Source organism: Shigella sp. FC1967 (genome assembly GCF_001743005.1).
Classification (GTDB): domain Bacteria; phylum Pseudomonadota; class Gammaproteobacteria; order Enterobacterales; family Enterobacteriaceae; genus Proteus.
The window spans coordinates 1-855 of the sequence record NZ_MIIZ01001111.1; the positions used below are offsets into that span (position 1 = coordinate 1).

The following is an 855-nucleotide window of genomic DNA, read 5'->3' on the forward strand; positions in this document are numbered from 1 at the left end:
CTATTTCTTTGTACTTGCTCATATTCAACCCCTTATAATATATGTTTTTATATAATATAAAAATATAATATCAAATGGTGTAATCTAAGCAAGTCAATTTAATCTGAGGTGATCTTTTTCTATTGTGTTAGTTATTGTAAAAAGAGGTTTATATTGAAAAAGCATTACAAAAAGGGGAGCTTTCATCACTTAAAGGTGAAGGAAAACCATTGATCCTTGATGATAATAGTCATGTTCCAGAGTCGCTTAGCGAAAAACGCCGTAAACCCTCGCCCAGTGCGGGCGGGGATATAAGGCGAAAAGGCCGCAGGGCTTTAAAGATCAATCAAGCGTTGACTGGCTCTGAACGTAGGCTCTGAGTGTTTCAATCGTTGCCCCTCCGGAGCTACAGACAAAGTACGACCTTGACCACAAAAAGTCCCGTTTTACTTTGCGTCCGTAAATGTGTGTTTTGCTGGCGCAACAGGCGCGACGATACTGATTTCAGATTGTTGACCATCACACTGACCGCTAGTTTTGGCGGGTAAGCAACCAGCAGATGCACATGGTCAGGCTCTCCGTCCATCTCAATAATTTCGCATTCAAGTTTTGCCGCAGCGGAGTCAAATGCATCACGCAGTTGAGCGAGCATCTGTCCGTCAAATAGCTTACGTCGATACTTTGTCGTAAAGATCAGATGCACGACCAGTTTACTGACACTGTGCCGCTTTCTGAGGAATTCCGCCAGTAAATCATTATGATTACTCAATTGATATATTTCCCTAACATGTTAAAATAAAAACATTATATCAATGAGCGCTGATGATGTTAAGAGCAACAAAAGTACGCATCTACCCTACACCAGAACAGGCTGAA

The 855-nt window shown here is 41.4% G+C and carries 1 protein-coding gene and 2 pseudogenes; 2 read left to right on the plus strand and 1 reads right to left on the minus strand.

Going from position 1 to position 855, the window contains the following annotated elements:
• Positions 1-152 precede the first annotated feature (152 nt).
• A pseudogene (locus BHE89_RS27530) lies at positions 153-248 on the plus strand (DnaJ family domain-containing protein); the annotation flags it as partial.
• Between the two features lie 73 nt (positions 249-321).
• Here the strand turns inward: BHE89_RS27530 and tnpA are convergent.
• Positions 322-748: pseudogene (gene tnpA / locus BHE89_RS18990) on the minus strand (IS200/IS605 family transposase).
• 56 nt (positions 749-804) lie between these two features.
• Here tnpA and BHE89_RS27180 point away from each other — a divergent pair.
• Positions 805-855, plus strand: a 51-nt coding sequence (locus BHE89_RS27180; protein WP_353615148.1) for a helix-turn-helix domain-containing protein, incomplete at its 3' end; no start/stop codon positions are given.